Origin of the sequence: Polaromonas sp. JS666, assembly GCF_900103405.1 — a bacterium.
Taxonomy (GTDB): Bacteria; Pseudomonadota; Gammaproteobacteria; order Burkholderiales; family Burkholderiaceae_C; genus Polaromonas.
Genome location: NZ_FNHX01000005.1, coordinates 2,845 through 27,979, shown reverse-complemented (window position 1 = coordinate 27,979; position 25,135 = coordinate 2,845). Strand labels below are relative to the sequence as shown.

Here is a 25,135-nt window from a genome sequence, read left to right as displayed (position 1 = left end):
ATGCGCAAAAGCGCCATCCTGTTGATGTCGCTGGGCGAGGCCGGCGCCGGCAGCGTGCTGCAGCACCTGCCCCAGCATGTGGTGCAAACCCTGGGCAAGGCCATGGCCGGCCTGGCGCAGGTCAGGCGCGACGAGGTCAGCGAGGTGCTGCGCGAGTTCCGCGAGGAAACCGAGCAGTACTCGGCCACGCATGTGGATGCCGGCAGCTACCTGCGCGCCGTGCTCAACAAGGCCCTGGGCAACACCCGCGCGGCCGACCTGCTGGAAAGCATTTCCCAGCCCGACAGCTCGACCAGCGGCATAGACCGCCTGAACCAGCTGGAGGCGACCGAGGTCGTCGAGCTGATACGCGACGAGCACCCGCAGATCATCGCCACCTTGCTGGTGCACCTGGACCGCGACAAGGCCGCCGAAGTGCTCGAGCAGTTGCCCGAGCGCGTGCGCCACGACGCCGTGCTGCGCGTGGCCACTTTCGGCGGCGTGCAGCCGGCCGCCCTCAAGGAGCTGACCGACGTGCTCACCGACATGCTGTCCGGCGAAGGCGTCAAGCGCAGCCGCCTGGGCGGCATACGCGCGGCCGCCGAGATCGTCAACATGATGAGCAGCGCGCAGGAGGAAAGCGTCATCAAGCACGTGCGCGAGCACGACGAGGCGCTGGCGCAGAAGATGATCGACGAGATGTTCCTGTTCGAGAACCTGCTCGAACTCGAGGACCGCAGCGTGCAGCTGCTGCTCAAGGAGGTGGAGTCGGAGTCGCTGATCATCGCGCTCAAGGGCGCGCCGCTGGAGCTGCGCGACAAATTCCTCAAGAACATGTCGCAGCGCGCCGCCGAAATGCTGCGCGAGGACATCGAGATGCGCGGCCCGGTGCGCGTCTCGCAGGTCGAGGCCGAACAAAAGGGCATCCTGCAGATCGTGCGCCGCCTGGCCGATGCCGGCGAGATCGTGCTCGGTGGCCAGGGCAACGACTCCTATGTATAACAAGCCCGCCAACACAGCGCGGTCCGGGCCGCCCTTCGCGCGCCGCGCCAACGGCGCCAAGGAAGCGCTCACCGCCTGGGAACGCTGGGAAATGACGGCCATCGCGCAGGATCCCGCGCCCGACCTGCCGCCCGAACCCAAACCGGCGCCCGTGGTCGCGCCGCTCAAGCCCGAGGTGCTGATCAACGACGTCGAGCTGGCCCAGCTGCGCCTGCAGGCCCTGCGCAGCGGTGAGGCCGAAGGCTTTCGTCAGGGCTTCGCCCAGGGCCACACGCAGGGCCGCGCGGAGGCCGTCGCCGAAGTGCAGGCCGAGGCGCGGCAGCTGCGCGCGCTGGCGCAGACATTACCCGACGCGCTGCGCGGCGCCCAGGCCGAGATCGCCGATAACTTGCTGGCCCTGGCGCTGGACATCGCGCGCCAGGTGCTGGGCCAGGCCCTGGCACTCGACAGCGGCGCCATCCTGCCGGTGGTGCGCGAACTGCTGCAGGCCGAACCGGCGCTCAGCGGCGCGCCGCAGCTGGTGCTGCACCCCGATGACGCGGCCCTGGTGCAGCAGCACCTGGCCGAAGATTTGCAAGCCGCCGGCTGGCGCATACGCGGCGACGTGAACTGCCAGCGCGGCGGCTGCCGCGTGCTGGCGGCCAGCGGCGAGCAGGACGCCAGCCTGCCGGGCCGCTGGGAGCGCGTCACCGCGGCCCTGGTCAAAACCGCCATGCACACCCCGGTTGTGGTCCATGCCTGAACAAGCCACCCCGGCCGCTATTGCCGCCGATATTCCTGCCGCCAGCCCGCTGCGCGCCTGGCACGGCGCGCTGGCCGAGGCGCGCAACGCGGTCGCGCAAAGCGTGCCGGTGCGCAGCTACGGCCGGCTCACGCGCGCCGTCGGGCTGGTGCTCGAAGCCGTCGGCCTGCGCCTGCCGGTCGGCAGCGACTGCCTGATCGAGCTGCCGCCCGGCTACCCGCAAAAAACCGCCGAGGCCGAGGTCGTGGGTTTTGCCGGCGACCGGATTTTTTTGATGCCGCAAAGCGAGGTCGACGGCCTGCTGCCCGGCGCGCGCGTCTACGCGCTGGATTCGCCCACCGGCCACGCCGGCGGACTCGGCCCGCGCACCAAACGGCTGCCGGTGGGCGCCGGCATGCTGGGCCGTGTGGTCGATGCCGCCGGCCGGCCGCTGGACGGGCGCGGCCCGCTGGATTTTTCGCGCGAGGTGCCGCTGGCCGCCAAGCCCATCAACCCGCTGACCCGCGCGCCGATTGACAGCGTGCTGGACGTCGGCGTGCGCGCCATCAACGCGCTGCTGACCGTGGGGCGCGGCCAGCGCATGGGCTTGTTTGCGGGCTCCGGCGTCGGCAAAAGCGTGCTGCTGGGCATGATGGCGCGCTACACCAGTGCCGACGTCATCGTCGTCGGCCTGATCGGCGAGCGCGGCCGCGAGGTCAAGGACTTCATCGAAAACACCCTGGGCAAAGAAGGCATGGCGCGCGCCGTGCTGGTCGCGGCGCCGGCCGATACCTCGCCGCTGCTGCGCCTGCAGGGTGCGGCCTATGCCACCTGCCTGGCCGAATATTTCCGCGACGAGGGCAAGAACGTGCTGCTCATCATGGACTCGCTGACACGTTACGCGATGGCGCAGCGCGAGATCGCGCTGGCCGTGGGCGAACCACCGGCCACCAAGGGCTACCCGCCCTCGGTCTTCGCCAAGCTGCCCGCGCTGGTGGAGCGCGCCGGCAACGGCGCGCGCGATGCCGAGGGCCGCGGCGGGTCGATCACCGCCTTCTACACCGTGCTGGCCGAAGGCGACGACCAGCAGGACCCGATTGCCGACTCGGCGCGCGCCATCCTCGACGGCCATGTGGTGCTCTCGCGCAGCTTGGCCGAATCGGGCCACTACCCGGCCATAGACATCGAAGCCTCCATCAGCCGCGCCATGACGGCACTGATCACGCCCACGCAATTCCAGGCCGTGCGCAGCTTCAAGCAGGCCCTGTCGCGCTACCAGCGCAACCGCGACCTGATCAGCGTGGGCGCTTACGCCCCCGGCCACGACGCGCAGCTGGACCAGGCCATCGCGCTGTACCCGCGCATGGAAGCTTTTTTGCAGCAGACCATGGAGGAGCGCGTGGGCCACGGCGAAGCCACCGACCAGCTCAACGCCATCTTCCAGGCCTGATCCCCATCTTCTCGTCTTTCTCCAGAACCCCAACCCCAGGAATCTCCCCATGGCCACCAGACTGCCGCTCGCCACGCTGATTGAACTGGCGCAGAACAAGACCGACGAGGCCACGCGCCGCCTCGGCCAGCTGCAGGCCGCGCGCACCAGCGCCGCCGACAAACTCGAGATGCTGCAGCGCTACCGCCAGGAATACCTGGACCAGCTGCAAGTGCGCATGGTCGCGGGTGTGCCGGCGGCACAAATGCGCAATTTCAACCACTTCATCAGCACGCTGGACAGCGCCATCGAGCAGCAGCGCGCCATCACCGCGCAGGCCGACACCCGGCTCGCGACCGGGCGCGGCGACTGGCAAAGCAGCCAGCGCCGCCTCAATTCCTTCGACACCCTGGCCGGCCGCGTTCGCCTGCAGGAAATCGCCGTGCAGCACAAACGCGAACAGCGCGACAACGACGAACGCAGCGCGCGCCAGTTTTTCCAGCTGCGCGCCGGCCTGCAGGGCCACTAGATCCAAGACTGGAAACCGCCATGTCCCTGTTACCCCCTTCGCTCTCCAGCCCGGCGCCTGTCCCCAGCGGCAGCGTTTCGTCCACGGTCTCCGCGCGCGGCGACGACAGCCCCCAGGGCGATAGCGAAAGTTTTGGCGAGGTGCTGTCGCGCTCGCTCGCGGCCTCGGGCGAAGCGCCCGCCAAACTCGGCGGCAAACCGGCAGCCCCTGTTCCCGCCAAACGCCTCGCCGATGACAAAACCGAAGCGGCTGACATCGTCAACACCGCGGCGCTGCTTTTTGTGCCGCTGGAAACACGCATCGCCAAGGCGGCAAACAGCGACAGCGGCACCGCCGCGCCCGGCGGCGCCATGGCTTCGGCCCTTGGTACGCCGCCTTCGGCGGAACTGCCCGCGGCCCCCACAGCGTCCACCGCAGCGGCGGCCTCCAGCGATGCAGCCCCCGTCGGCGATGAGCCAACACCCGTGCCGCAAGCCCTGCTCGCCTCCGGTGCGACCGCCGCAGCCGCTGTGCCCACCAAAGGCCGGGAATCGTCCGAACCCACTGCGCCTTCCGCTGCCAGCGACAAAACAGCCGCCGCCCTGCCTGCGGGGTCTATAACCATCCCGGCCGGCGCGGCCCAAGAGAACGCGTCGCAAGCATCTTCAGGACAAGGGCAACGCCCCAGCGATGAGGCGCGCGAAGTCCTGGGCATGGACACGCGCGCCGAACAAAAACCCGCAGCGGCCAAAGCGCCCGCCACCACAGCGGCCAAGGACGCGGCCGCTGAAACTGCTGGCAGCGCGACCCAGGCTTTGGCCCCCGGCGCCAGCCAGCCCGAAAACGCGGCGCCAACCGCAAGCCCCGGCATCAGCCTTAGCACCACAGCCCCCACCGTTCACACCCAGGCCGCACCCGCCATCCCGGCCGCGGCGGCCGCACCTGGCCAGCCAGTACTCACACCCGAAGTCGGCAGCGACGAATGGGGCCAAGCCCTGGGCCGGCAAATGCTGCACATGGGCAAGGCCGGCGAGCAGGTGGCCGAGCTGCAGCTCAACCCGCCCGGCCTGGGCCCGCTCAAGGTCACGCTCAGCATGAACGACAACCAGGTGCAGGCCTTGTTTGTGTCGGCGCATTCCTCGGTGCGCGCCGCCGTCGAAGCCGCCCTGCCGCAGCTGCGCAGCACGCTGGCCGACAGCGGCATCAGCCTGGGCAATACCTCGGTGGATTCCGGCGGCCAGCAGCAAGCGGCCTTTGCGCAAACCCACCAAGGCCAGAACGGCCGGCCCGGGCCATCGGGCCAGCCGGGCTACCTGCCGGCCGATGCGCAAGCCCAGTCCCCCGCAGCCACGGCACCCACGCCCCGCCGCGGCAAGGTGGACACCTACGCCTGAACGCACAAGCAGGGCGGGCGCTCCCGGCAAATGCCGAAGTTGAAGCGTTTTCCCCCTGCTGCTCCAGCGATGCCCTGCGGGCCTTTTCCCCAACAATCCATTGACCCATTCACTTCCCCACAGCCATGGCTACCAGCACACTCCCTGCGAAGACATTGAGCACGCGCCAGCCCTCACCCTCACCCCGGCTTATCGCCCTGTTGATCGCCCTGTCGGTCGTGGCCGCCGCCGCGGCCGCGGGCGCGACCTATTACTTCAGCAGCCGGCGCAGCGCCGAGGCCGCGCCCGCCGCCGCCCCCTTGCCGGCCGCCCCGCTGTTTGTGGCGCTGGAGCCCATGACCGTCAACCTGCAGCCGGGCGGCCGCAGCCGTTTTTTGCACGCCGCCGTCACGCTCAAGGTGCCTGACGCCAAATCGCAGGCGCTGGTCACCCAGTACCTGCCCGAAGTGCGCAGCCGGCTGCTCACGGTGCTGTCCAACCGCGCCTCCGATGCGCTGATCACGCCCGAGGAAAAAGCCAAGCTCGCCGCCGAGATCATGGCGGCGCTGAACCAGCCCCTGGTGGCCAACCTGCCCTCGCTGAAGATCTCCAGCGTGATGTTCACCACCTTCATGCTGCAGTAAAGCGGCCTATGCAACCCGAATCCGCCCATGGCTTATGAAGCACAGCTCTCGCAGGACGAGGTCGATGCGCTGCTGCAGGGCGTCACCGGCGACGCCGGCGCGGCGGCCCCGCGGCCGGCCGCGCCCGCGGGCCCGCCGACCTACAAGCTCGGCACGGACGAGCGCATCGTGCGCGGCCGCATGCACACGCTGGAGGTCATCAACGAGCGTTTCGCGCGCCATTTGCGCGGCGCGCTGCTGACATTCATGCGGCGCAGCGCCGACATCTCGGTCGGCTCGGTGCAGATCCAGAAATACGGCGACTTCATACGCCACCTGCCGGTGCCGGCCAACATCAACCTGATGCACATGAAGCCGCTGCGCGGCACGGCCTTGTTCGTGTTCGACCCCAAGCTGGTCTTCCTGGTCGTCGACAACCTGTTCGGCAGCGACGGCCGCTACCACGTGCGCATCGAAGGGCGCGACTTCACGCAGACCGAGCAGCGCATCATCAAGCGCCTGCTCAATCTCACGCTCGAAAGCTACGGCGGCGCCTGGCAGCCGGTCTACCCGCTCGAATTTGAATACGTGCGCGCCGAAATGCACGCCAAGCTGGCCAACATCGTCGCGCCCAACGAGGTGGTGGTCAACACCACCTTCCAGATCGAGTTCGGCCCCCTGGGCGGAGCGCTCAACGTCTGCATCCCCTATTCCATGATCGAGCCGATACGCGACCTGCTGGCGAACCCGCTGCAGGACGCGATCGAGGTCGACAAGCGCTGGGTCAAGCAGCTGTCGCAGCAGGTGCAGAGCGCCGAGGTCGAGCTGCGCGCCCACTTCCTGACCCTGCAATCGAGCATAGGCCAGTTGCTCAAGCTGCAGGCCGGCGACGTGCTGCCCGTCGAGATCCCGGACACCATCATCGGCAAGGTCAACGGCGTGCCCGTCATGGAATGCGGCTACGGCACCTCCAACAACCACTATGCCCTGCGCGTGGAAAAAATGATCCACCACCAGGACAGCGACTCCAGCAAGGGAAAAGACCATGAGTGAAGACAGCAAAGCGCAGCCCGCGGCCGAGCTCGACGACTGGGGCAGCGCGCTCGCCGAGCAGGCGCAGTCCAGTGCGCCGGCCGCCGCGCCGGCCCCTGCACCGGCACCCGCGGCGCCCGCGGCCTCCTCCACCGCGGCCGGCGAGCGCGTGTTCCAGCCGCTGCAGGGCAACACCGGCTTCGAGATCGCGCGCGGCGACATAGACCGCGTGCTCGACGTGCCGGTGCAGCTGACCACCGAGCTGGGCCGCACCCGCATCACCATCAAAAACCTGCTGCAGCTGTCCCAGGGTTCGGTCGTCGAGCTCGACGGCCTGGCCGGCCAGCCCATGGATGTGTTCATCAACGGCTACCTGATCGCCCAGGGCGAGGTGGTGGTCGTCAACGACAAGTTCGGCATACGCCTGACCGACATCATCACGCCCTCCGAACGCATGCAGAAGCTGAACCGATGAAGCGTGCCTTGTTTCGCGGGCTCACCGCCCTGCTGCTGGCCGGCATCTGCCTGTCGGCCGCCGCGGTGCTGCCCACCGTGCCCACGGCCACCGCCGAGCCGGTGCGCTCCTCTTTCGGCGCCGCCGGCCTGCTGCAGGCCGGCCTGGGCCTGGCTTTTGTCGTCGCGATGATTTTTGGCTGCGCCTGGGTGGCGCGGCGTTTCGGCCTGCAGCAAACCGGCAGCGGCCGCCTGCTGAAAGTGGTCGCTAGCGCCATGGTCGGCCAGCGCGAGCGCGTGGTCGTCGTCGAAGTCGGCGGCCAGTGGCTGGTGCTGGGCGTGGCGGCGGGCCAGGTCCGCGCGCTGCATAACATGCCCGCGCAAACCCTTCCCGACACCGGCGCGGCCCCAGCGACCCAGGGCTTCTCCGGCCCCGGCAGTGCTTTTTCAAACAAGCTGCTTGAGTCGCTGGTCAAGCTCAAGAAACGCGACTGATGAAGAACAAGCTTCCCGGCCTGCGCGCCAGCGTGGCCCTGCTGATGCTGCCCGCGTTCCTCATGGTCGCGCTGATGTTGCTGCCCGAGGCCGCCTCGGCCCAGGGCCTGCCCGGCATCACCAGCACCAAGGGCCCGGGCGGCAGCCAGACCTGGTCGCTCAGCGTGCAAACCCTGGTGCTGCTGACCTCGCTGTCGTTCTTGCCGGCGCTGCTGCTGTCCATGACCAGCTTCACGCGCATCCTCATTGTGCTGGGCCTGCTGCGCACCGCCATAGGCACACAGTCTTCGCCGCCCAACCAGGTGCTGGTCGGGCTCTCGCTGTTCCTGACCTTCTTCGTCATGTCGCCGGTCTTCGACAAAGTGCACAGCGCCGCCTACAAGCCTTTTTCTGAGAACAAGATCAGCGCCGAACAGGCCCTGGAGCGCGGTGTCGAGCCCTTCAAGCAGTTCATGCTCAAGCAGACCCGCGAGGCCGACCTGGCCCTGTTCGCGCGGTTGGCCCATATCGAGAAACTCGAAGGCCCCGAACAGGTGACACTGCGCATCCTGCTGCCGGCCTTTGTGATCAGCGAACTCAAGACCGCCTTCCAGATCGGCTTCACGATTTTTATCCCCTTCCTCATCGTCGACCTGGTCGTCGCGAGTGTGCTGATGTCCATGGGCATGATGATGGTGCCGCCCGCCACCATCTCGCTGCCCTTCAAGCTCATGCTGTTTGTGCTGGTCGACGGCTGGCAGCTGCTGATAGGCGCGCTGGCGCAAAGCTTCTACCTTTAGGGGGCATAGATGACACCTGAATCCGTCATGGCGCTGGGCTATGAGGCCATGAAGCTCTCCCTGCTGCTGGGCGCGCCGCTGCTGCTGGTGGCCCTGGTCACCGGCCTGCTGATCAGCCTGTTCCAGGCCGCCACACAGATCAATGAAATGACGCTGTCCTTTATCCCCAAGCTGCTCGCCGTCTTTGCCACCCTGGTGATTGCCGGGCCCTGGATGCTGGGCCTGGTTCTGGACTACATGCGCAATCTGTTTTCCTCCATCCCGCAGCTGGTGGGCTGAAGGCCCGCACAGGTCGGGCAAGCAAGAAAAACATGCAGCCGGTTTTTTCGGCCACCTCCGGCCAGCTCAATCTCTGGCTGGTGTTTTTTTTATGGCCTTTTGTGCGCATGCTGGCCCTGATCAGCACCGCCCCCATCTTCAGCGAACACGCCGTGCCGCGCCGTGCCAAGGTCGCCCTGGCCGCGCTGCTGGCCATCGTCGTCGCGCCCACGCTAGGCGCCATGCCGGCCGTGCCCATAGTCTCCCCCGCCGGCTTCTGGATTTTGGTCCAGCAAATCCTCATAGGCGCGGCCATGGGTTTCTCGATGCGCATGGTTTTTGCGGCGGTCCAGGCCGCCGGTGAATATGCGGGCCTGCAAATGGGCTTGTCCTTCGCGTCCTTTTTTGACCCCACCAGCGGCGGCAACACCATGGTGGTCGCGCGCCTGCTCAACGTCATGGCCATGCTGATTTTTCTGGCGGTCGACGGCCATTTGATGCTGGTCATGGTGCTGGCCGAAAGCTTCCAGGCCTTGCCGATTTCCGACGCACCGCTGGCGGCCGGCGGCTGGTTCCTGCTGGCCAACGCCGGCGGCGAAATCTTTGCTGGCGGCCTGATGCTGGCCCTGCCCCTGATCGCCACCCTGCTGACCCTCAATCTCGCCATGGGCATCCTGAACCGCGTCTCACCGCAGTTCAGCATCTTCGCCGTCGGCTTCCCCATCACCCTGCTGGCCGGCATCGCCATGCTGCAGCTGCTGATGCAATACCTCGCGCCCTTCCTGGAGCCGCGCTTTGCGGCGGCGTTTGCGGGGACGCTGGGGGTTTTGCAGGGTTTGCGGCAGTAGTGTTCGCGAACACGGACCCGGCTTTCACCGCCTAAATCCCACAAACAATGACCGCGCGCGGACATTCCGCGCGGCCCTCCCTCGCGCGCTCGCATACCGTTCAGCGTCGCCACTAGAAGCCTGGCTCGCCCACACGGCGGGCAGCCATTGGCACCACGCAAACACCTCCCCCACACCTGATCGCCATGGGCTCTGCCCAGCGGCAAAGCGGCGGGGGTTTTCCGAGGAACAGGGGAGCCATGAGGAAAAACACGAACAACGGGGAACAACAAGCCCCGGAATGCGCCCGGCGAGTGTGGCTCGCGCATGCGGCCTGCCTGGGCATGAGCCTGGCCCTGCCGAGCATTGGCCGATCCGCCGGGCCAGGCAATAACAAGCCCGCGAAGGCAAGCCCAAAAACCCACTACCTGGTCTCCGCCATCCTGCGCGAAGGCGTACAGGACTTCACCTTCAGGCTGGTCCACTCCGTGCAAACGGCCGCCAGCGTCGACGAAGCCACCGGCCTTTTCACGCGCCTGGTGCTGGAGAGATACCCGGGCTACGCGATTGCACAAACCACGGTCACCGACATCACGCTGCCGCCGGGCACTTGCGCCGCAGGCAAGCCAGGCAACCCCAGAAAGCCCGGCCTCACCCTCTATATCGTCTCCGCCGCGATGAGCAACAGCAGCGCCAATAAGGACCTGGACACCCTGCTGGTCAACGGCTGGCTGCCCGGCAAGAGCGCTGACGAAGCACTGGCTCGCGTCCTGAGTGACGTGAAGGCGAGATACCCAGGCTTCACACCCGCCAGCACCCTGGTCACCGAGCTGGATTTAACGCTGGCTGGTTGCCCGGCACCAGGCCCGGTGCGCAGCGTTGGAGATAGGGCCTGATGATGAAGCTACGCAAGACCTTGATGAGCCGCACCGTTCTGGGCGCTGCACAAGCAGGCATCACAGTGACCCTGGCCGCTTGCGCTGCCGCCATCCCGGTGCACGCCCCTTCCAGCGACCAGTCCAGCCCACAAGCCACCAGCAACACCCCTGCCATTCCCCCAGGCCAGCGCCTGGAGCAATTCAAGCTTTGCTACGAATTGCGCCGCCCGCGGGCATCGCCGGCGGAGAAACCCGTCAAGCGCTTCTCCATAGAGGCCAGCATCCTGGTTCCGCAGGACGACTGCCTGGCGCTGGATGCCAATGGCTGGCTGCGGGTGGTGCCTGGGCAGTGCACTCGCATGCCGGCACCCAGCTCTTGCGAGGAAACGCCATGAGCAAACGACCGCAAGCGTCGAGCCGGCACCTTGCTTTTCTCTTGCTGCTGGCCTGCGTTTGTGCCGTGTGTCTCCAGGGCTGCGCGACACAACAGAAGGCACAGCACAAAGTGTATGTCTGCAACCTGGCAACCGTCGCCGTGTCGGAGGTACGCATCCACTACAGCGGCGCCCTGTGGGCCGTCCCCACACTGCCCGCCCAGGCCAAGGACACTAACGACCGATGCCAGGGCGGCTATGCGATCACCACCACACTGCCGCCGCCCGAGAGCGTGAAGCTCGAATGGGTCCAGGAAGGCCGCCGACATGAAATGTCCATCCTCATCAGGTCCAGACTCAACGGAACCTATCCCACCATCGGCATCCAGCTGGTTTTCCAGAAAGGGATTTTGGAGGTATTCGAGCATGTCTCACCCGCGAGCAACCACATCGTGCGGCTCCGGATTTTCCCGCCGGGTGCTCCCAAGCCGGCGCCTGAGCCGAGAAAGCCGATTCAGGTGACAGGCATTAGTACCGATGAGCTCTCCACCTCGCTGACGTCACCGGCTCAGCAGCAAGTTTTGTGAAACCACGCAATCGTCATCAGCACATTGGCGGTACTGCTATCCCTGGATTTCAAAGCAGTTCAGACTCTCGGATGGGCCTCCTCACGAGACGCTGAAGCCGGCCAAATTACCTCAATTGGCGCCGGGGCATACGTCTGGCTGGCAAGCATTGTTTTGACACTGCTTGCCTCAATAATGAGCGCCATTGAACGGAGAACCAATGTCAACTCTCTCAGATAGCCTTGCCAAGTCATTCAAGCCGCTGTTCTTTATGTGCTTGGCGCTACTGCTAACGCCAGGCATGGTGACGATCGCATCCCTGAGCCTGCTCTCTCAAATGGAGCTGGCGTTGGTGCTCACACACATTCCTGGCTTGGTCACATCACCCGAAATGATTGTTGCGGCCTTGCTGGCAATGGGCATAGGCATGGCTGTCTATCTGGTCATTGCTGCATTGAGCCGTCAAAGGCCAACGCTGGCCGACATGATCGCCATTGAGCTTTCCCAAGCGTTCGCTTTCTTCTTGTCGATTGCGGCCTTGGTTCACAACCCGCAGGAAGAATTCTGCAAAGCCGGCCCGGTAGGGTCTGCACTTGCGGATGCTTTTCACCTTGACAGTTGCAGCCTGACCGTCAACTTCTGGAAGCAGACTGCCATGGGTGGATTCGTGGTGGCGGTATTCCTGCTGCTATGCCTGTATTTCGGTCGCGCCTTTGTTCGTAGCGTTTCTCAAGAAAAGCAGGGATGATATCCAGATGGGCCTGAAGTTCGAGAGCCCGGGAATTAAGCTCAGGACCAAGGGAATAACTGCATGAAATTTCAGATTCTCCGGAACCCGGTTTCGCTCAGCAATGCCGTTGTTGCCGTGGTCCTGTTGTTCTCGCATGTCGAATCATCGATAGCGAAGCCAGCAGCAGACGCTACAGCCAAGCCGGTTTGTGTTTTTTCAGAAGATGCCCAGCAACAAGCGCGAAGGCTTGTGGAGCGCACCGACAAATACAAGACCGTTCAACGCGAGGCAAAACAGGCAGATCCGGTGGGCCGTGTCGCCTACATCGACGGCATGGATCAACCGGTGTTATGGAAAGGCAGATGCCGTCAGAGCGTGACGGTCTATGTCGACAGGCTGAACCGTTTTGAACGCCGATTCACCATGTTGGTAGACCTCGGAACAGGCAAGCTGTTCCTGGAAGATTTCAATGGCGAATACCAGGCGCTGAAGAAGCCAGCGCCTGGCCGGGCCAAACCAGCCGCCCGCCCTACAGGTAGTTAAACAAGGCAATCTGCTGGATCCGCACAAAAGTCTGCTGGCTGGCCTGCAGTGCGGTCTGGCGCTGGTAGAACTCGGCAATCGCGCTCGCATAGTCCAGGTCCTGCAGGTCTGAGAGGTAGCTTTTGTCGTAGAGGGCGCGGCTGTCGCCGGTGTCGCCCAGGGCGTCGAGTTCCTGCAGGCGGGTGCCTACCGAGGCGCGCACCGTGAGCACGTTGTCGTGGGCGTTGGTGATTTTGCGGTTGGCGGTGCTCAGGGCGTTGAGCAGTTTGGCCTGTGCTTCCGGGCCGGCGCCGTTGACCGGGGCGCGCAGCGCGGTGATGGCGTCGCTGATGGCGGCGAAGACGTCGGTGCCGGCGTTTTTGGCGGTGGCCACGTGGAAGCTGTCGCCGGCCGCGGGCGTGCCGATGATGCTGAGCTGCAGGCCGCCGAACTGGATGGGGCTGCCCGCGGTGAAGGCGGTGGAGGGCACGATGGCGACCGGCGGCAGCGTGTTGGTGTCGACCTGGTAGGTGGTCGGCGTGGTGAAGGTGATGACGAAGTCTTTTCCGTAGTTCGGGTCGGCAATATTGCTCACCGAGCTCGCGCTGAACACGCCGCTGCCGGTGTTGCCGGCCTGGGCCTGGGTGACATAACCCGCGCCGCCCTGCACGCTCTGGAAAATGCTGCGGCCGTCGTCGCTACCGGCCATCTGGCGCGAGACGTCGACCTGCATCAGGCGCTGGCCCTGGTCGCCGGCATAGAGGATGCTGCCATCGGCCTGTTTCACAAAAGGCGGGCTGCCGGTCTTGAAGCCGGCAAACAAAAACTGGCCGTTGCCGTCGTCGGTGTTGGCCAGGCCCTGCAGCTGGTCAAAAGCGCTTTGCAAGGTGGTGGCCAGGGTGGCGCGGTCGGCGTCGGTCATGGTGCCGTTGCCGGCCTCGACCAGCAGGCTTTTGACGTTCTGCAGCACGGTGGTCACGCTTTGCAGGGAATTCTCTTCGAGCGAAAGCATCTGCCCGGCCTGCTTGCGGCTGGTGGCGTATTGCGAGTTCAGCGCGATGGACTGCGAGACGGCCAGCGCGCGCGTGGCGCCCAGCGGGTCGTCCGAGGGCGCGAGGATTTTGGTCATGGCGCCGATTTGCTGCTGCACGCGCAGCAGGCTGCTTTGCTGCGAGCCCATGGCGCTCTGGCTTTGTTCATAAAAAGACTGGGTGCTGATACGCATCATGGGCTCCTTAGTTGATCCCGAGGACCGCGTCAAACATGGTCGATGCCGTCTGTATGACCTTGGCATTGGCCTGGTACATCTGCTGGAACATCAGCAGGTTGGCGGTTTCCTCGTCCTGGTTGACGCCCGAGACCGACTGCTGGGCCGAGCGTATCTGCGTGGCCAGGCTGGTCTGCGCCGTGCCGGCGATCTGGATCTGCCTGGCCTTGTTGCCGACGCTGCTGACCAGCTGGGCATAAGAGTCGTTAAAGCTGGCCGTGCCGCCGCCCATGGTTTTTTTGTTCTGCAGCGCGCCCAGCAGCAGCGCATTGCTGCCGTCGGAGATGCCGCCGGTGTTTTTGTCGACGGTAAAGCTGTCGCCGTTGGCCGGCGCGCCGCTGATGGTGAGGCTGATGCCGTTAAAGCTCAGGGTCGCGCCCGGCGTATAGCTGACCGATGCGCCGGGCGCATAGGGGCTGGCCGGGTCCGGCGTGCCGTCGGCACGCGTCACGGTCACGGCCGCGCCGGCCGGGAAGCCCGACAGCTGGTTGGTGGCCGCGTCGTAAGTGAGCGTCACCTTCGCGGCCAGCGGCGTGGCGGGGTAGGCCGCGTCCACCTTGCCGGCGCTGATCTTGCCGCTGCCCTGGTTGGCGGCCGTGTTGCCGGTCACGACAGGCGAAGCCGCCGCGACTTTGGCCGGGTCGCTGACCAGCACCGTGAGGTCGCGCGCGCCGGTGCGCGTGGGCTGGATCAAAAACGAATCGCCGGGCGCGCCGGCGCCGCTGGCCAAGGTCAGCGTGACGCCGTCAAAGGTCGTGGTGTTGGCGGGGGCGGCACCCGGGAAACCCGCGGTCATCGGTATCACCTGGTTGTCCGACAGGCGGGTCAGCGTGTAGCTGGGGCCGGCGCCCACGTCCAGCCGGTAGTCGCTGGTCGTCAGCTGGCTGGTGTTGGAGAACGAGGGCGTCATCACCAGGTTGCCGGTGTTGCGGCTGTTGGCCAGCAGGCCGGGGCTGGCCTGCGAGAAAAAATTGCCGCCCAGCGCACCGTTCAGGTCTATGCCCAGTTTGTGCTGGGCGTTGAAGGCGTCGGACAGCGCGATCGCGATGCGGCCCAGCGCGTTCTGCGCGGGGGCCAGGGTTTCGCTGCGGAACTGCATCAGCCCGCCCATCATGCCACCGGTGAGCATGCTGTCCGGCATCTGCACCGCCATGCCGGCCGCGTTGACCACCGCGACGGCCATGCGGCTGGGGTCGGCCGCCGAGCGCACCGCCGCGAGTTTGCTGGCACTGTCGCCCAGCACCAGGGACTGGCCGTTGCCTATGGTGATGTTGTACTGGCCGCCGTCCTGCACCACCAGCTTGGTGCCCACCAGCAGGCCCAGCTGGTTGACGAGCTGGTCGCGCTGGTCCAGCAAGTCGTTGGGGGCCTGGCCGCCCGAGGCATTGCTGAGCAGGGCCACCTGTTTGTTGAGGCTGGCGATCTGCTCGGCATAGCTGTTGATCTGGTCGACGGTGCCCGAGATCTGGTCGTTGGTCGTGTTGTTCAGGCCGCTCAGGTACTGGTCCATGGAGCGGAACTGGTTGGCCGCGGCCTGGGCGGAGCTGATCAGCTGCTGGCGCGCGGCCGGGTCGGCCGGCGTGTTGGCCACCGCCTGGATGTTGGTGAACAGCGATTGCAGCTGGGGCGCCAGGCCCGCTTTCTGGTTGGCCAGCAGGTTGTCGATCTGGCTGATCTGTGTGTAGTAAGTGGTGAGCGACTGGTTCAGCGACTGCGCCTGGTTGAGCTGCGAGGCCAGGTAGGCGTCGTAGCTGCGGGTCACGTCGACCACCTCGGCGCCGCTGCCGAAAAAACCCACGCTGGCACGGTACACGCCGCCGGCGGTCGCGACCTGCGCGGACTGGCGGCTGTAGCCGGGCGTGTTGACGTTGGCGGTGTTGTGGCCGGTGGTCACCAGTGCGGCCTGGGCGGCGTTAAGGCCGCTGAGCCCGGTGTAAAACATGCTATTGGACATAAATCGGGTCTTTCACGGCGGCATACGCTCTGGATGCCAGGGGAGCGCCTGGGAGTACCGGCGCTCACTACATATATATAGAGGGATAACGGCCGGGCCCCTGGGAACTTGAGGCCGGCCTGCCTCGCCCGCTCGGGCGGCTTAAGCCGTCAGCGAACGCTGCCAGCGTTTCGCGCGTTCCTCAAACCGCTGCCGGCGCTCTTCCTCGGCCTGGCCGGCCTTGTGGACGGAATCGCCAATCAGGCCCTTGATCTCCCGGACCGCCGCCGCGCTGCGCTGGGCCAGGCTTTTGACTTCGGCGGCCATCAGGGCAAAACCCCGGGCCTGCTCGCCGGCATGGGCCGCTTCAGCCGCGGCGTGGGCCAGGCTGCGGGTGCGCAGCGCGATGCCGTCGATCATGCCTATGATGTCGGCGACTTTTTCGGCCGGCAGCGGGCCGGCGGCCACACCGGGGTAGCCCAGCGTGGGGGCCGGCGATTTTTCTTCAATAGTCGATACAGGATGGCTGGTGGTCGTGTGCATGCGCACTCCTTGAAAATCAATGATGTCGGCGTGCAAGGCCATGCCCGCGGCACGCCTCGCCCCTGCTTATCGGCCGGCTGCGGCAAAACTTGAGCAATTTGCCACGCCGCGCCGGATTTTTTTAGAAAGTCTCCCAGCTGCCGCCGCCCGCGCCGGCCGCCAGCGGCGGCGCGATGGCCTGCCGGGCCTGGGGCGGCTGTTTCGGCGTCGCCACCGTACGGATAGGGTTGGCCGGGCGGCGCGGCGTGGGCTGCTGCTGTGGCAGATCGCCCCCTTGCAGCTTGAACACGCTGACCGCGTCCGACAGGCCGCTGGCCTGCTCCTGCAGCGAAGACGCCGCGGCGGCGGCCTGTTCAACGAGTGCCGCATTCTGCTGCGTGACCTGGTCCATCTGGGTAATGGCCTGGTTGATCTGCTCTATGCCGGAGGTCTGTTCCTGGCTGGCGGCCGTGATCTCGGCCATGATGTCGGTCACGCGTTTGACGCTGTCGACAATCTCGTCCATGGTCTTGCCGGCTTCGGCCACCTGGCTGCTGCCCTCCTCGACCTTGCTGACCGAATCATCGATCAGGGTCTTGATCTCTTTGGCCGCCGCCGCGCTGCGCTGGGCCAGGTTGCGCACCTCGGCGGCCACCACGGCAAAACCCCTGCCCTGTTCACCGGCACGGGCGGCTTCCACAGCGGCATTCAAGGCCAGGATATTGGTCTGGAAGGCAATGCCGTCGATCACACCAATGATGTCCACAATCTTGCGCGAGGAGGCATTGATCGCGCCCATGGTGCCCACCACTTCGGCGACCACCGTGCCGCCCTTGACGGCAACACTGGATGCGGACACCGCCAGCTGGTTGGCTTGGCGCGCATTGTCGGCATTTTGTTTGACGGTGCCCGTGAGCTCCTCCATGGAAGCGGCCGTCTCTTCGAGCGAACTGGCCTGTTGTTCGGTGCGCGATGACAAGTCATGGTTGCCGGCCGCAATCTCACTCGACGCGGTCGCGATGGTGCCGCTGGCCTGGCGGATCTGGCTGATGACACGCGCCAGTTCCTGCTGCATCTTGTGGATGGCATACAAGAGGCTGTGGCTGTCGCCCTTGCGCAGCGCCACATGCACCGTCAGGTCGCCCTGGGCCACGCGGTCCACAACGGCCGCGGCATAGGCCGGCTCGCCGCCTATCTGCCGGCCCAGCATGCGCGACATCACCACGCCCAGGCCCACGCTGGCCGCGATGCCGCCCAGCACCAGCACCACCATGGCCAGGCGCGAGTTGCGGTAGGTGGCCGCCACGTTCTCCATGCTGGCCTTGGCCTGCCCGTCGCTGTAAGCCACCATCTGCTGCAGGATTTCCTCGACCGCACGCGATTCCTTGAGCAGCACGGCGCTGTCCTCGGCCACCTTGCCGTCGTACTGCGAAGAGTCCAGCGACTGCTTCATCAGCAGGGCCACAAAGTCGTTCATGCGCTGCTTGAGCTGCGGCATTTTGGCGGCGTACTGCTGGTACAGCGCCTGGCCCTTGGCCTCGTCTTCGAGCAGCGGCTTGACCTCGGCCATGCGGTCCTCAATGCCTTGCAGGGCCGCTGCGATGTCTTTTTTGCCGGTGTTGCGCTCGCCTATGGACGAGGCCGACTGCAAGCCCAGCTGCGCCCGGCTGGCGTAAACCAGGTGGATATTCGCCTCCTGCACGCCCTTGAGCGCGAGCACCTCCTGGTTGTAGAGGCTTTCGGTGGCGGCGCTGATGCGGCCCATGTGGAAAATGCCCAGCCCACCGATGACGGCGCCTATGGCCGCCACGATGAGGAAACTGCCGACCAGTTTGGTCATGACACGGAGTTGATGAAACCATTGCATATTTTTATTTCCTTGTATGGCCGCGGATGCAGGCCTTGGACCCAGATAACTAAACCAAACTCTCCCGGTTGCCGCCGGCCGGCGGCCAACGCCTATGTGCTCATCTGCCGCATGATGCGCACCAGTTTTCCGCCGTACTCGGGATCGGTTGCATAACCGGCGCGCTGCAGGCCGTGCGCGGCCTCGGCCGGGTCGCGTGTGGCGACCACACCGGAATAGCGCGGGTTGGCGGCGAGGAATTTCGCGTAGTCGGCGAAAGCCTCGTCATAAGAACCATAGGCGCGGAAAGCGGCGCGGGTTTTCTGCGGCACGCCGTTGAGGTATTCGGTGGTGGCGCTTTCGGCCACGGGGCCCTTCCAGCTTTTATCGGCCTTGATGCCGAAAACGTTAAAGCTGCTGCTGCCGTCTTCCTTGCGGATTTCGCGCTTGCCCCAGCCGGACTCCAGCGCCGCCTGCGCCATGATCAGCTGCGCGGGCACACCGCTGGCTTCGCTGGCGCGCTGCGCGGCCGGCAGCAGGCGCGAGACAAAGGCCTCGACATGGGCCTGCGGCAACGCGCTGCGGCTTAGCGTGGCCTGCGCCGTGGCTTCTTCATAGAGCGACAGGTCGGGTGCACGGCCTTGGGAAACAGCCGGTGCCGGCAGCGGCGCGGCTTTGGGCGCCGCCGCGCCGGCCTCGCCGCCCGCCATGCGACTCAACTGCGCATACATGGCATCGGCCAGGCCCAGGCCGCGGCCTGAGAGGTTTTGCGCCAGCTGCTGGTCCAGCATGGCCGTGTACATTTTTTCGGACTGGCTGCCGAACAGGCCCTCCGAGGGCGTGGCCTCGCGCATGCTCTTGAGCACCATGCCCATGAACATCACTTCAAACTGCTTGGAGGCCTGCTTCATGCCTTCCTGCGGCGAGCTGCGCGCCGTGCGCCGCAGCTCGTCCACACCCTGCACGTCCAGCGATAGGCGCTGGTCCAGCACGCTGGTGGCCGGCGTGTTGAAACCGCTGGCGCCGGAGACGGAGGTATTGTTCATGTGGCCTAGATGATTTCAAGTTCGGCGCGCAGCGCGCCCACGGCCTTCATGGCCTGCAGGATGGACACCAGGTCCTGCGGGTTGGCGCCCAGGGCATTGAGGCCTTTGATCACCTCGGCCAGCGAAGCCCCACCCTTGACAACCTGCAGCGCGCCGCCGCCCTGGTTCAGCTCGATCTGCGAACGCTGGGTGGCCACCGTGTTGCCGCCGGAAAACGCGCCGGGCTGGCTGATCACCGGGTCGGTGTTGATCACCACCGACAGGCTGCCGTGCGCCACCGCGCAGTCGTTGATGCGCACCGCCTGGTTCATCACCACCGAGCCGGTGCGCGCATTGATGACCACCCTGGCCACGGCCTGCGAGGGGTTCACGTCAATGTCCTCGATGCGGGCCAGGAAACCGACACGCTCCTCGGGCCGGGCCGGCGCATTGACCTGGATCACGCGCGCGTCCAGTGCCTGCGCCGTGCCGGGGCCGAAGCTGCGGTTGATGGCGTCCACGGCTTTTTGCGCGGTACCGAAATCGGTCTTGTTGAGCTCAATCATCAAGCTGCCGTCGCCGCCCAGCGGGGACTCCACCGCGCGCTCGACAATCGCACCAGCCGGGATGCGGCCCGAGCTCAGCTGGTTGACCTTGACCTGGGTGCCGCTGGCCGAGGCACCCGCGCCGCCCACCACCATATTGCCCTGGGCCAGCGCATAGACCTGGCCGTCCGCGCCCTTGAGCGGCGTCATCAGCAAGGTGCCGCCGCGCAGGCTTTTGGCATTGCCCAGCGACGAGACGGTGACGTCTATGGCCTGGCCGGGACGCGCAAACGGCGGCAGCACGGCGGTCACCATCACGGCCGCCACGTTCTTGAGCTGCATATTGGTGCCGGGCGGCACCGTCACGCCGAGCTGGCCCAGCATGTTGTTCAGGCTTTGTGTGGTGAAGGGCGTCTGCATGGTCTGGTCGCCGCTGCCGTCCAGGCCCACCATGAGGCCGTAACCAATCAGCGGGTTGTCGCGCACGCCCTGGATGCTGGCCAGGTCCTTGATGCGCTCGGCTTGCACCGGCAGCACCGGCAAGGCGATCAAGGCCGGCAGCAGCAGGCACAGCCTGAGCGCCCGCGCACCGGCAAAAGTGAAATGAGACGAGGAGCGCAGCATGGTCAGAACGGCAAGACGTTGAGGAAGACGCGCTGCAGCCAGCCCATGGTCTGCGCTTCGTCGATATAACCCTTGGCGCTGTACTCGATGCGCGCGTCGGCCACCTGGGTCGAGGGCACGGCGTTGTTGGCGCCCACGGTACGCGGGTTGACCACGCCGGAAAAACGTATGTATTCCGTGCCCTGGTTGATCAGCATCTGTTTTTCGCCGCTGACCAGCAGGTTGCCGTTGGCCAGCAGCTCCACCACCGTGACCGTGATCACGCCGTTAAAGGTGTTCTTGGAATTGGCACCGCCCTTGGCACTCATGACGTTCTTGCCGCTGGCATCGGCATCCTGGTCGCTGGAGACCAGGCCGCTGAGCAGCTTGGGCACCAGGCCCAGGGCCGAGGTGGCGCTGCTGGTTCGGCTGGCGTCGGCGGCTGAATTTTTGCTGGCGTTGATGTTCTCGTTGATGACGATGGTCAGGATGTCGCCCACCTGGCGCGGCCGCCTGTCCTCAAACAGCGCCTGTGCGCCAAAGCTGGTGCGGTAAATCGAGCCGTGGGCCGGCACGGCCGGCCGCGGCTGCGCGTCGTAGCGCGCCGTCATGGGCTGGTGCACGATGGGCTCGCGCGGCAGCTGGGCGCAACCACCCAGCAGCAGCCCGGCGGCGGCCAGCACACAGCCACGCATCACAGCTGCGCCAGGCGCGCGAGCATCTGGTCGGATGTCTGCACCGCCTTGCTGTTGATCTCGTAGGCGCGCTGGGTCTGGATCATGTTGACCAGTTCCTCCACCACGTTCACGTTCGACGATTCCACGTAACCCTGGTTCAGCACACCCGCACCGTTCTGGCCGGGCGCGGTCTGGTTGGCGCCGCCCGAGGCGTCGGTTTCCACATACAGGTTCTCGCCCTTGCTCTCCAGGCCCGCGGGGTTCATGAAGGTCGCGAGCTGGATCTGGCCTATCTGCACGCTGGCGCTGGAGCCGCCCTGGGTGATGGAAACCGTGCCGTCGCGGCCTATGGTCAGGCCCGTGGTGTCCTGCGGCAGCGTGATGGCCGGCTGCAGCGGGTAGCCGTTGGCCGTCACCAGCTGGCCGTTCTGGTCGGGCTGGAAGGAGCCGTCGCGCGTGTAGGCATTGGTGCCGTCGGGCATCAGCACCTGGAAAAAACCGCTGCCGTTGATGGACACGTCGCGCGGGTTGTCGGTCTTGGTCGGGTTGCCCTGGGTGTGTATGCGCTCGGTCGCCACCACGCGCGCGCCTGTGCCGATTTGCAGGCCCGAGGGCATGCGGGTCTGGTCCGAGGTCTGGCCGCCGCTCTGGCGCAGGTTCTGGTACAGCAGGTCCTCGAACACCGCGCGGCTGCGCTTGAAGCCCGTGGTGCCCACGTTGGCCAGGTTGTTGGAGACCACGTCGAGCTGGGTCTGCTGCGCATCCAGGCCGGTCTTGGCGATCCAGAGGGAACGAATCATGGGAAAACTCCTGCGGGGGAAAAAATTTCAATAAAGGCTCAGCTCGACAGCAGCTTGTTGGCCTGCTGCTCGTTGCTCTCGGCGGTCTGCAGGGTCTTCATCTGCATCTCGAAACGCCGCGCATTGGAAATCATCTGCACCATGGCCTCGACCGGGTTCACGTTGCTGCCCTCCAGCGCGCCGGTCTGCAGTCGCACATCCGGGTCGGCCTGCGGCGCGGGCCGGCCGGCCTGCATGCGGAACAGGCCGTCGTCGCCGCGCACCAGGTCGGCCGCGGCCGGGTTGACCAGCTTCAAGCGGCCGACTTCAGCCGCGCCCACTACCGGGTCACCCGCGCCAATGGCGGTGAGCACACCGTCGCCGCCCACCACCAGCGCGGAGCCCGGCGGCACCACCAGCGGGCCGGCGTCACCCATCAGGGGGCGGCCGCCCTGCGTGCTGACCTGGCCCTCGGCGTCCACCTGCAGGTTGCCCAGGCGCGTGTAGGCTTCGCTGCCGTCGGGCATCTGCACCGTGAGCCAGCCCTCGCCGCGCACCGCGACGTCCAGCGGCCGGCCGGTCTGCATCAGCGGGCCGGCGCTCATGTCGGCCCCCGGCGTGGTCGCCACCACCAGCGCGCGCGTGCCCATTTCCTCGCCGACCACGGGCACGGCGCGAAAGCTGTTGATCTGCGCGCGAAAGCCCGGCGTGGACACATTGGCCATGTTGTGGGCCACCGAAGCCTGCTGCTCCAGCGCCTGTTTGGCGCCGCCCAGGCCTATGTAAATCATCCGGTCCATGCTGTTCCTTGGTTCTTATGCCTGGCGCACAGTCTCACGCGCATCAGCGCATGTTCACCAGGGTCTGCATCACCTGGTCCTGCGTCTTGACGGTCTGCGCATTGGCCTGGTAGGTGCGCTGGGCGATGATCAGGTTGACGAGCTCGCCGGTCAGGTCCACGTTGGAAGCCTCGACCGCGCCCGAGGCCAGCGCGCCCAGCTTGGTGCCGCTGCCCGGCGAGCCCGTCAGGGGCTGGCCCGACTCAGCGGTTTCGGCCCAGACGTTGTCGCCCTTGGGCTGCAGGCCGTTGGGGTTCACAAAGGACGACAGCACGACCTGGCCCAGGGTCTGGGTCTGCTCGTTGGAATACTTGCCGGTGATGGTGCCGTCCTCGTTGATCGCGAAGGCCGTGAGCTGGCCCGAGGTGAAACCGTCCTGCGTGAGCTTTTTCGGGTCGTTGACGTTGCCGAACTGGGTGGAGCTGGTCAGGTCCATGGTGAAGCTCATCGCGTTCGCGCCGTTGGCAAAGTTCAGGCCCGCGAAGCTGATCTTGCCGCCCACCAGCGTGGTGGGCGCGCCGGCGACCAGGTTGCCGTTGCCGTCAAAACCCAGGGTGCCGGTGGCCAGCGGCGCGCTGTTGGCGACCACGGGCGGGCCGGCCGGCGTGGGCGCGGCGATCATGCCGCCGGTCGCGTTGAGCGGGTAGCCGTCGGCCGTGGCGTACACACTCCAGGCGTTGGGGCCGGTCTTCACGAAGAAGGTGTTGATCTCGTGCGAATTGCCCAGCGAGTCGTAGACCTTGACCGGGTTCGAATAGCTGTAGGTGGCCGAGTTGTTGGCGTCGAAGGGCGTGGCGGTGGGCACCGTGCTGCGCGAATCGAGGTTGTACTGCGAGACGATGCTTTGGGTGGCCTTGGGCGCCATGGCCGCGGTGGGCAGCTGCAGCGGGCCGGGCGTGCCGCCGGCCACCGTGCCGTTGGCCGAGCGCTGGTAGCCGGTCAGGCGCAGGCCGCCCGCATTGACGATAAAACCGTCGGCGTCCTGGTCGAACTGGCCGTTACGCGAATACATGATCTCACCGCTGGGGCTGGCCATGCGAAAGAAGCCGTCACCGTTGACGATGGCGACGTCCAGCCCGCGTGTGCTGCTTTGCACTGCGCCGGCGCTGAAGTTCTGCACCACGGCCGCGACCCGCGTGCCCAGGCCGACGCGCGAGCCCGCATAGACGTCGGAGAACAGCGTGTTGCCCGACTTGAAGCCCACCGTGCCCGAGTTGGCGATGTTGTTGCCGATGACGTCGAGATTGCTGGCGGAGGCATTCAGGCCACTCACCCCTTGTGCGAAACCCATGGTGTTTCCTTTTTATTCAGTTGATTGCTGGATTGCTTGCGGTTAAAGGGAAATGGGGCGGCTGCCCCGGGGCCGTCAGGCCGCTACCTCACAAAAAAATCAGAGCACCTGCCGGACTTCGTCAAGCCCGGCCTTGCGGCCGCCGCCCAGGTCCAGCGAAGCGCCACCATAGACCTGCGCCACGCTGGCGACCTTGGCATAGGTCAGCGCCAGGGACAACACGTCTTCCTTGCCGGCCTTGGCCGTCACGCTGAGGCTGTAGTTGCCGTCGGGCAGGGCGGCGCCGGTGTCGCTCTTGCCGTCCCAGTCGACCATCTTCACGCCGGCCGGCAGCGCACCCAGGTCAAAAGTGCGCACCACCTCGCCGGCCGCGTTCTTCACGCTGACCTTCACCGCGTCGGCGGCACCGGCGATGTCTATGCCGAATTTGTCCGGCACGCCGCCCTTGACCGCCGCCTCCTTGCCCGGCACCAGCACGGTGCGGCCTATCAGCGCGGCCGACTGCAACACCTGGCTGGCACCGCTCTGGGCCAGCAGCGACTGCACCGCGCCGTTGAGTTTTTCAATGCCGCTCACGGTGCTCATCTGCGCGAGCTGCGAGGTCAGCTGCGCGTTGTCCAGCGGGTTCAGCGGGTCCTGGTTGTTCAGCTGCGTGACCAGCAGCTTGAGGAAGCGCTGCTCGCTGTCGGCGGCGGAGCCCTGCTTGGATGCCAGGGCGTTCAGCGTGCTCGCGGGGTCGGATGCGGCGGGGGCGTTCACGGCCATGAGATTTTTCCTGTTGGGGGATCGTGGAAGAAGCGAAGGCGCGGCGCTTACTGGCCGACGGTCAAGGTCTTGAGCATCAGCGTCTTGGCGGTGTTGAGCACCTCGACGTTGGCCTGGTAGGAGCGCGAGGCCGAGATCATGTTGACCATCTCCTCCACCGGGTTGACATTGGGCATGGCCACATACCCCTCGGCATTGGCGGCCGGGTTCTTGGGGTCGTGCACCATGCGAAAGGGAGAAGCGTCTTCAATGACACGCGAGACGCGCACGCCGCCTATGGCGTCACCGGGCACGGGCGCGGTTTCAAACACCACCTGGCGCGCGCGATAGGGCAGGCCGTCGGGGCCGGCCACGCTGTCGGCATTGGCCATATTGCTGGCCGCCACGTTCATGCGCTGGGACTGCGCCGTCAGGGCGGAACCGGCAATCGCGAAGATGCCGCTGGAACTGTTGAAATCCGCCATGGGCTGCAACCTTGTTGTGTGGGTGAAGTG

The 25,135-nt window shown here is 66.1% G+C and carries 28 protein-coding genes and 1 pseudogene; 17 read left to right on the top strand and 12 right to left on the bottom strand.

Annotated features, from left to right (window positions below; translation table 11 throughout):
* The 17 genes from fliG to BLQ85_RS13600 all read left to right on the top strand — a co-directional run bounded on the left by fliG (position 1) and on the right by BLQ85_RS13600 (position 12,570).
* A complete protein-coding gene (gene fliG / locus BLQ85_RS13680) occupies positions 1–981 on the top strand; it encodes a flagellar motor switch protein FliG (protein ID WP_371327285.1) in 981 nt (326 codons plus the stop codon).
* On the top strand, positions 974–1,723 hold the full coding sequence (locus BLQ85_RS13675; RefSeq protein WP_083336858.1) for a flagellar assembly protein FliH: 750 nt from the start codon (positions 974–976) through the stop codon (positions 1,721–1,723). Before fliG ends, BLQ85_RS13675 begins: the two co-directional genes overlap by 8 nt.
* The gene (fliI, locus tag BLQ85_RS13670; protein WP_074577811.1) at positions 1,716–3,152 is read left to right on the top strand and encodes a flagellar protein export ATPase FliI; all 1,437 of its coding nucleotides are present in this window, start codon (positions 1,716–1,718) and stop codon (positions 3,150–3,152) included. The genes BLQ85_RS13675 and fliI overlap by 8 nt, the downstream gene beginning before the upstream one ends.
* A gap of 49 nt (positions 3,153–3,201) precedes the next feature.
* Complete coding sequence (gene fliJ, locus BLQ85_RS13665; protein WP_074577810.1) at positions 3,202–3,660, top strand: flagellar export protein FliJ; 459 nt, start codon at positions 3,202–3,204, stop codon at positions 3,658–3,660.
* A 20-nt stretch (positions 3,661–3,680) separates the two neighbouring features.
* Complete coding sequence (locus BLQ85_RS24695) at positions 3,681–5,033, top strand: flagellar hook-length control protein FliK (RefSeq protein ID WP_074577809.1); 1,353 nt, start codon at positions 3,681–3,683, stop codon at positions 5,031–5,033.
* A gap of 125 nt (positions 5,034–5,158) precedes the next feature.
* Entirely contained in the window at positions 5,159–5,656 is a 498-nt protein-coding gene (gene fliL / locus BLQ85_RS13655; RefSeq protein WP_074577808.1) for a flagellar basal body-associated protein FliL, read from the top strand.
* 27 nt (positions 5,657–5,683) lie between these two features.
* Positions 5,684–6,688 carry a flagellar motor switch protein FliM gene (gene fliM / locus BLQ85_RS13650; RefSeq protein WP_074577807.1) on the top strand — a complete coding sequence of 335 codons (1,005 nt, stop codon included), beginning with the start codon at positions 5,684–5,686 and terminating at the stop codon, positions 6,686–6,688.
* A complete protein-coding gene (fliN, locus tag BLQ85_RS13645) occupies positions 6,681–7,142 on the top strand; it encodes a flagellar motor switch protein FliN (RefSeq protein ID WP_074577806.1) in 462 nt (153 codons plus the stop codon). Before fliM ends, fliN begins: the two co-directional genes overlap by 8 nt.
* A complete protein-coding gene (fliO, locus tag BLQ85_RS13640) occupies positions 7,139–7,615 on the top strand; it encodes a flagellar biosynthetic protein FliO (protein WP_074577805.1) in 477 nt (158 codons plus the stop codon). The genes fliN and fliO overlap by 4 nt, the downstream gene beginning before the upstream one ends.
* Positions 7,616–7,659: 44 nt before the next feature.
* The gene (fliP, locus tag BLQ85_RS13635) at positions 7,660–8,394 is read left to right on the top strand and encodes a flagellar type III secretion system pore protein FliP (protein WP_139201016.1); all 735 of its coding nucleotides are present in this window, start codon (positions 7,660–7,662) and stop codon (positions 8,392–8,394) included.
* A gap of 9 nt (positions 8,395–8,403) precedes the next feature.
* Positions 8,404–8,673 (top strand): flagellar biosynthesis protein FliQ, encoded by a 270-nt coding sequence (fliQ, locus tag BLQ85_RS13630; protein ID WP_074577803.1) that lies wholly within the window; start codon positions 8,404–8,406, stop codon positions 8,671–8,673.
* A 32-nt stretch (positions 8,674–8,705) separates the two neighbouring features.
* Entirely contained in the window at positions 8,706–9,500 is a 795-nt protein-coding gene (gene fliR / locus BLQ85_RS13625) for a flagellar biosynthetic protein FliR (RefSeq protein WP_074577802.1), read from the top strand.
* A gap of 239 nt (positions 9,501–9,739) precedes the next feature.
* A complete protein-coding gene (locus BLQ85_RS13620; RefSeq protein ID WP_139200984.1) occupies positions 9,740–10,375 on the top strand; it encodes a hypothetical protein in 636 nt (211 codons plus the stop codon).
* Between the two features lie 23 nt (positions 10,376–10,398).
* Complete coding sequence (locus tag BLQ85_RS13615; protein ID WP_139200983.1) at positions 10,399–10,752, top strand: hypothetical protein; 354 nt, start codon at positions 10,399–10,401, stop codon at positions 10,750–10,752.
* Entirely contained in the window at positions 10,749–11,318 is a 570-nt protein-coding gene (locus BLQ85_RS13610) for a hypothetical protein (RefSeq protein WP_139200982.1), read from the top strand. The genes BLQ85_RS13615 and BLQ85_RS13610 overlap by 4 nt, the downstream gene beginning before the upstream one ends.
* A gap of 199 nt (positions 11,319–11,517) precedes the next feature.
* Positions 11,518–12,045 (top strand): hypothetical protein, encoded by a 528-nt coding sequence (locus BLQ85_RS13605; protein WP_074577798.1) that lies wholly within the window; start codon positions 11,518–11,520, stop codon positions 12,043–12,045.
* A gap of 63 nt (positions 12,046–12,108) precedes the next feature.
* On the top strand, positions 12,109–12,570 hold the full coding sequence (locus BLQ85_RS13600; protein ID WP_074577797.1) for a hypothetical protein: 462 nt from the start codon (positions 12,109–12,111) through the stop codon (positions 12,568–12,570).
* On the opposite strand, the gene flgL is transcribed toward BLQ85_RS13600, so the two are convergent.
* The 12 genes and pseudogenes from flgL to flgC form a co-directional block, all read right to left on the bottom strand.
* Positions 12,557–13,774 carry a flagellar hook-associated protein FlgL gene (gene flgL, locus BLQ85_RS13595; protein ID WP_074578202.1) on the bottom strand — a complete coding sequence of 406 codons (1,218 nt, stop codon included), beginning with the start codon at positions 13,772–13,774 and terminating at the stop codon, positions 12,557–12,559. The genes BLQ85_RS13600 and flgL overlap by 14 nt on opposite strands.
* A 10-nt stretch (positions 13,775–13,784) precedes the next feature.
* Positions 13,785–15,770, bottom strand: coding sequence for a flagellar hook-associated protein FlgK (gene flgK / locus BLQ85_RS13590; RefSeq protein WP_074577796.1), 1,986 nt, complete (start codon positions 15,768–15,770; stop codon positions 13,785–13,787).
* A gap of 168 nt (positions 15,771–15,938) precedes the next feature.
* Positions 15,939–16,292, bottom strand: a pseudogene (locus BLQ85_RS13585) (methyl-accepting chemotaxis protein); the annotation flags it as partial.
* A gap of 121 nt (positions 16,293–16,413) precedes the next feature.
* Positions 16,414–18,138: a methyl-accepting chemotaxis protein gene (locus tag BLQ85_RS13580; protein WP_074577794.1), complete on the bottom strand. Its 1,725-nt coding sequence runs from the start codon at positions 18,136–18,138 to the stop codon at positions 16,414–16,416.
* A 92-nt stretch (positions 18,139–18,230) separates the two neighbouring features.
* Positions 18,231–19,163: a flagellar assembly peptidoglycan hydrolase FlgJ gene (gene flgJ / locus BLQ85_RS13575; protein ID WP_074577793.1), complete on the bottom strand. Its 933-nt coding sequence runs from the start codon at positions 19,161–19,163 to the stop codon at positions 18,231–18,233.
* Between the two features lie 5 nt (positions 19,164–19,168).
* Complete coding sequence (locus BLQ85_RS13570; protein WP_074577792.1) at positions 19,169–20,311, bottom strand: flagellar basal body P-ring protein FlgI; 1,143 nt, start codon at positions 20,309–20,311, stop codon at positions 19,169–19,171.
* A gap of 2 nt (positions 20,312–20,313) precedes the next feature.
* A complete protein-coding gene (locus tag BLQ85_RS13565) occupies positions 20,314–20,985 on the bottom strand; it encodes a flagellar basal body L-ring protein FlgH (protein ID WP_074577791.1) in 672 nt (223 codons plus the stop codon).
* Positions 20,985–21,767, bottom strand: coding sequence for a flagellar basal-body rod protein FlgG (gene flgG / locus BLQ85_RS13560; protein WP_007871741.1), 783 nt, complete (start codon positions 21,765–21,767; stop codon positions 20,985–20,987). The genes BLQ85_RS13565 and flgG overlap by 1 nt, the downstream gene beginning before the upstream one ends.
* 38 nt (positions 21,768–21,805) lie before the next feature.
* Entirely contained in the window at positions 21,806–22,546 is a 741-nt protein-coding gene (locus BLQ85_RS13555; protein ID WP_074577790.1) for a flagellar basal body rod protein FlgF, read from the bottom strand.
* A gap of 43 nt (positions 22,547–22,589) precedes the next feature.
* Positions 22,590–23,876: a flagellar hook protein FlgE gene (gene flgE, locus BLQ85_RS13550; protein WP_074577789.1), complete on the bottom strand. Its 1,287-nt coding sequence runs from the start codon at positions 23,874–23,876 to the stop codon at positions 22,590–22,592.
* A gap of 99 nt (positions 23,877–23,975) precedes the next feature.
* A complete protein-coding gene (locus BLQ85_RS13545) occupies positions 23,976–24,641 on the bottom strand; it encodes a flagellar hook assembly protein FlgD (RefSeq protein ID WP_074577788.1) in 666 nt (221 codons plus the stop codon).
* A 47-nt stretch (positions 24,642–24,688) separates the two neighbouring features.
* Positions 24,689–25,105 carry a flagellar basal body rod protein FlgC gene (gene flgC / locus BLQ85_RS13540; RefSeq protein WP_074577787.1) on the bottom strand — a complete coding sequence of 139 codons (417 nt, stop codon included), beginning with the start codon at positions 25,103–25,105 and terminating at the stop codon, positions 24,689–24,691.
* Positions 25,106–25,135 lie beyond the last annotated feature (30 nt).